At 41.7% G+C, this 5313-nt stretch carries 3 protein-coding genes and 2 pseudogenes; 1 reads left to right on the forward strand and 4 read right to left on the reverse strand.

The genetic code is table 11. The annotated features are described in order from the left end of the window. Nucleotides 1-390: 390 nt before the first annotated feature. The 4 genes and pseudogenes from AB4653_RS05435 to AB4653_RS05450 all read right to left on the reverse strand — a co-directional run. Nucleotides 391-623 (reverse strand): annotated as a pseudogene (locus AB4653_RS05435) (hypothetical protein); the annotation flags it as partial. Between the two features lie 54 nt (nt 624-677). Further along, a pseudogene (locus tag AB4653_RS05440) lies at nt 678-785 on the reverse strand (hypothetical protein); the annotation flags it as partial. Nucleotides 786-1585: 800 nt separating this feature from the next. Beyond that, nucleotides 1586-2671 carry a ParB family protein gene (locus AB4653_RS05445; RefSeq protein ID WP_016800055.1) on the reverse strand — a complete coding sequence of 362 codons (1086 nt, stop codon included), beginning with the start codon at nt 2669-2671 and terminating at the stop codon, nt 1586-1588. Beyond that, nucleotides 2671-3870, reverse strand: a complete 1200-nt coding sequence (locus AB4653_RS05450; protein ID WP_102258282.1) for a ParA family protein — start codon at nt 3868-3870, stop codon at nt 2671-2673. The genes AB4653_RS05445 and AB4653_RS05450 overlap by 1 nt, the downstream gene beginning before the upstream one ends. A gap of 238 nt (nt 3871-4108) precedes the next feature. On the opposite strand from AB4653_RS05450, the gene AB4653_RS05455 reads away from it, so the two are divergent. Further along, nucleotides 4109-5233, forward strand: a complete 1125-nt coding sequence (locus AB4653_RS05455) for a carbohydrate porin (RefSeq protein WP_016800053.1) — start codon at nt 4109-4111, stop codon at nt 5231-5233. Nucleotides 5234-5313 lie beyond the last annotated feature (80 nt).

Below are 5313 nucleotides of genomic sequence, written 5' to 3' on the forward strand. Positions count from 1 at the left end.
AATTTATAAATAATTTATCAAAAAAATCATCTATTTATAGTGATAGTTTAGTTTTTTAAAACTGGGGTTTTGGAGGGTTAAATAACAATAAATTTTTGACTAATACTCTCATTCTTCCTGTTTTATATAGTTGCTTCTTCTCTGTCTACGAGATCCCTTGAGCCTGTTATTTTGCTTTTATTCCTCAATTCGTTACGAAAGAATCGGAACTCTTAATCGAGCTGCAGCTATTCATTTTTTGGTGTACTTACTAATCTAATGTTTATTAGTACAGATTTCATTGCGTTTTGGGGGCGTCTAGCTTGAACTTGGGTCACTAAAAAATAAAATAGGTTAGCTTATGGTCTTTGATGGTCGGCGGAATATTGATTGTTCTAGGGGGTGTAGTGGTCAAAAGTACCGGACACTGGCTGAAGGGCCATTAACTGGTGACAACCCATCATTTTCTTGAGGGCGTTGCCGATTGTAAGGACTCATCAGATAATAGCCGTTGTCTTTCTTGTCCTGAGTTTGTTCCAGGTAGCTTGTTTCTGGTACCCACTCGGCTTTCAAGCTTCTAAATAACCTTCTATGGGAGTGTTTTCCCAACAATTACCACGAAGGCTCATGCTTTGAGTTGTCCTGGCATCCTTGATATTAATAGAACATCATGTTCTTCGCCGTCCCCGTTTCTCCTAAGCCAGCCCTAAAGCTTTAGATGCTAATTCAGCATTGGACTTATCTGATAAAGGCCAGCCCACAACGCGTCGACTAAATAGGTCAAGCACTACTGCTAAGTAGGCCCACTTCGAACCAGACCTAAGATAAGTAACCTCACCTTGCTCAATTTTGAGTTATTCGACCCAGTGTCGTAAAGCTGTTTCACGTATTCCATAGAGCTAGCTGCTTCAGGGATGGAGCCCCCTTGGTCAAGAACCAAGCTTGCAGCATATATTTTTGAATTCAGTAGAAAATGTACGTCTTTGTCGTTTTGCCATTGAACCCCTCATTTATGAGGTCCGGGATCAGGAGGCCACTACAGGAGAGAGCCTTTTGGACGTGAGAAGAATTAAGCCTTATCATTATTTATTAATAATAAATTAATGGTCTTTATATTTGGCTAAGATAATAATTCGATTGTTAGGTTCACCTAGAACCAAACACTCTGCACTTAGCCAATTTTTGGGTTATAAGGATGAAGTTACCCTAGGTCAAATAGAATAAGGAAGGAAGTTTCCCAAGCCAACTTGTTCTTGATGGTTTAGTCGCTTGTAGTCATCCGATTTTTTCGATTTGGCATAGAGGGAGGTGACAAACAAGTGGTTAATTAAAATGATGGATGTACTTCATCGGGGGGGGGGTGTTTTAGAGTTTGACGAGGCCAAACTCATTGTAGGGCCTAGTTTTTACTGATTTGGAGACCATTTTCTTTGCATCCTCAGCGAGTATTCTATCTTTAGTCTTCCATTATCCTTTCCGCAAGTGCGTTCTGATAACAGTCATAATTGTATTTGTAACTCTCTAATTTCATGTTGGATATGTGTCAACCTTATTTAGGACGGGTTAGGTGAAAGATAAAGGCCCTAATTTGAGAGCCTTTATCTTTTTATAAAGTTGATTGGTGGTGTTTACCTAACACTGATTGGATAGCTTTATCGAGTTCAGCTTGGACATCCTTTGATAAGCGACCAAATTCATACGAAAAGTTTCGACCTTTAACACGCTTACGAGCAAACATACCTTTACTGTCGAACTCTGCTAGAGGAGTAATGACAGCTTTGTCTAATTCTTGCTTGGCTTCAACGATCTTTAACTCATCTTTAATGTAAGCAATCAGAGCGTCTTTAGCGTCTTCTTGGCTCTGCTCAGCCTGAGCGTTGACAGCATTATCGGCTATTTTTTTAATGAAGCTACTCAAGGCTTTCTTGTCATCGGCGAACGCTTTCATCACCTTAGCCAAGAGGGAGTAATCAGCATGAGACAAGTCGTTAACGACAGGGAATAGGGCAATCAGCTTACTGTCAATACTGGCTGCTTTCAGCGCTCGACCTACCGCTTGACGGCTAATATTTAAGATTTTTGCCGCATCTTCTTGAGTTAGCTCACCGTTCTTCATCAGAGTTTGACATTGCAAACCAATCTCACGCTGGTTGTGCTCTTTGGCGGTTTGCAGCTGCTTAGCCAGCGCTTTGGCATCGGTGGTAGAAAGCTCGTTTTGAGTGACTAGAATTCGGAATGTTTTTACACGACCTTCTTGAAATAAAAACCAAGCACGACGGCGAGAGCCATCAAGAATATCAATGCGACCATTAATTTCTCGGCCAACGGCTGGATAGAACTGCTGAAACTCTAACGAGTTCAAATCTTCCAATGATTCTTTGGTTAACAGAGACTGGTCACGACCATTAACATCAAAGGTCACAAATGAGTTCTGCTTAACTTGTTCGTGTGACAGTGTAACTTCATTGAAAGTGGCAGTTGAACCAGAAGCTAATTGCCAAACCATTTTCTGGCCAACAGACTCTAATCCAAACTTAGTTCTAAGGTAGTCTTCAGCGTTTTGCCCGCTTTTCTCTAGCTCGGTGCTGAGTTGACTTGTTAGAGTGTCTAAATTTGCTTTGGCCGCTGATTGCTGCGCTTGAGCTGAACCAGGAGCATTGCCTAAAGGGCTCCCGCCACGTTTCTTCGCCATTATTTGTTCTCCTGTTCACGCCAAACGTTCAGAATATCGCGCAAGATCTGACTTGTAACTTCATAGCTGTTTTGTTGCGCGCTTTGGAAAGTTGCTTTGCTTTTCGGGTATTCACTTTTCGACATATCAAACACCGTCGAGAGTAGGGAAGACGACTGACGAACGGCCTCACTATGCTTAAACTCTTTTGAGTACAAGTAAGGAGAGAAGTTGTCGTACAGGTTGTTCATTAATTCGGTAGTGGTTGAGCTATCACGATGGTTAGTCAGTAAGATCTTCATGAAGTCGTAGCCTTCATGGTTGGCGTTCTCTAACAGGGCCCACACCTGAGGAATGTAGCTGAAGTAAGAGCAGGTAGCATCAATGTCGTTTTCGGTAATCGACAATGGGAAGACCACATTCGTTGCGGCAAAATACGCATTGAAGGTTGCATAACCTAGTGAAGGAGGGGTGTCGATAATAATGATATCAAACTCATCTTTTACACTATCGATGATGTCTTTAAGTAGTGAATAAGGTGAATTTAAGGTTTGACTGAATACTTGCTCATGAAACCAGCCTTCCATCGCTCGGTCACTTTGCGCGGCAGGCAAAATGCGCAGGTTTGGAATGGTAGTTTCAAGAAAGGCTTCAGAGATGACTTGAACAACGGTTTCGCCTTCATCGAGGTCGAACGTTTTCATCATCAAGTCACCAACAGACAAGTTACCTTCTTGCTCGGCTTCGGGCGCGTAGTACATCGATAGCGTGGCTTGGCCATCCATATCGATTAGACCAACACGATACTCTTGATGAAACTCGGTCGCTAAACCTGATGCGATAGTCGCGGCAGAAACGGTTTTACCAACACCGCCTTTTTGGTTCTGGATAACCATCACTTGCGCCTTTTGCTGCTCACTGCGTATGAACTTAGCGTCTTTACGTAGATTATCTGGTAGTAAGTTACGTACCTTGTACATTTCCGCGATATCGATCGACCATTGTGAGTCTTCATGACGACGGGGATCTATCGCAGCGGCGGTAACATACCGATCAAGCGTTTTTGCATCAATGCCAAGGTAGGCCGAGGCTTCTGCTCGGGTAAAGTTACGCAGCTCTTTGCGATGATTGGCCAGTAAACGTTGATTACGACGCTGAATGTAAGCGTCTGCACCGATTTTAAGCGCTTGAAATGTGTTTGTAGTGTTTTGATTATCCATTTCTGCCTCCGGGTAGGGATAAGAAATAGTATATACCTCAATTTTTGATGTTGGTATAAAAAATTGAGGTGTTTTCGATTTTAAATAAATGATTGTGACAGGTTGATAAAGGAGAGCGCTTAAATTACCTATTAATTACGAGTATTCATTTTTCAAATCCCTCTTAATAACTCCTGACTAACAATGAAAGTTGAGCTGAGTCGTACAACTTCGATGAAAAAAAAAGGAAGTTATTGATATGATTGAGAATGTAGCATTTACGAAAAAGACTAAGCGTTTTTGGCTAACGCTTGTGGGATCGGTTGTGTTTGTTACGCCAACGTTGATTCATGCGGCTGAAGACCAGGATTTAAAGGGAGCTGTGGATTATTATGTTTTTGGTTTAACGTCCAGTGAGAGCTTGCCGAACAAAGACAGCAGTGCGGCAGCTGGTATTGCACGGATTACATTGAATTGGCGAGCTTACCAAAAAGAGAGTGATACCGGAGCTTTGCAGCTGAGGGTTGATCATAAGCACGGTTATACAGAGAGTACGCCCTCTGAATTTGTCATGGAGAATGGCGGAGGGTTTGGTGTAATCCAACCAGCTTTTAGTGATATAGGTTTAAGGTTAACGAATCTTTATTGGACACAAACCTTTAATAAACAATCTACTGATATGATGGTTGGTTTTTTAGATGCAACTGATTATGTTGATACTTATCAGTTGGGTAACCCTTACTATGGTTTTTCTAACTTACAGTTTAGTACCGGTTCCGGTTCTATCCCAATCCCAGATGAATCAACATTCGGCGGCGTTCTACGCCATATGATGTCGGAAAACTATTATTTTTATGCAAGTTTCTCTGATGCAAAAGCTGATTCGACTAAGCCTTTCGATGGTGTTGAACAGTTCATCAATGATAATCAATATTTTAAGTCCCTAGAAATAGGTTGGGTGGAGTCGAAAGACGATTTTTATTTGAAGAATTCACACCTAACAGTTTGGCACAGTGATGGAAAAGAGAAAGCTAGCGAAAACTATGGCGCAAATTGGTCGTCCATATATAAAACCGGCTCATGGATACCATTTTTCAGAGCCGGTGTCGCGCAAGGACCTGAGGCTCTATACAAATCTTCGGTCGTGTTTGGTACTGGGTATGAGGCAGGACCTGGCATGCTAGGCATCGCCTTGGGTTGGGCTAAGCCCAACTCTGCTAATGTAGCTGATGACTCTTATAACTCTGAAATCTATTACCGAATGAACTGGGGTGCGCTCTCGTTAACTCCTAATGTTCAATATCTTTATTCTTTACCGAAGAACTCAGAAGCTGATGACAGTTGGATTATTGGTTTAAGAGGTAATCTTCACTTTAGTTTCTAGTCTCTCAAAGCTCTCCCGAGCTTGAAATTCGGAAGAGCTTTTCTTTAATATTGCCCTTATAAATAAATTAATTATTAATA

Source organism: Vibrio sp. 10N.222.48.A3 (assembly GCF_041475345.1).
GTDB lineage: Bacteria > Pseudomonadota > Gammaproteobacteria > Enterobacterales > Vibrionaceae > Vibrio > Vibrio tasmaniensis_A.

Coding starts and splice junctions, on each gene's coding strand:
- AB4653_RS05455 (WP_016800053.1), top strand. CDS start 4,109: ATGATTGAGAATGTAGCATTTACGAAAAAGACTAAGCGTTTTTGGCTA.
- AB4653_RS05445 (WP_016800055.1), bottom strand. CDS start 2,671: ATGGCGAAGAAACGTGGCGGGAGCCCTTTAGGCAATGCTCCTGGTTCA.
- AB4653_RS05450 (WP_102258282.1), bottom strand. CDS start 3,870: ATGGATAATCAAAACACTACAAACACATTTCAAGCGCTTAAAATCGGT.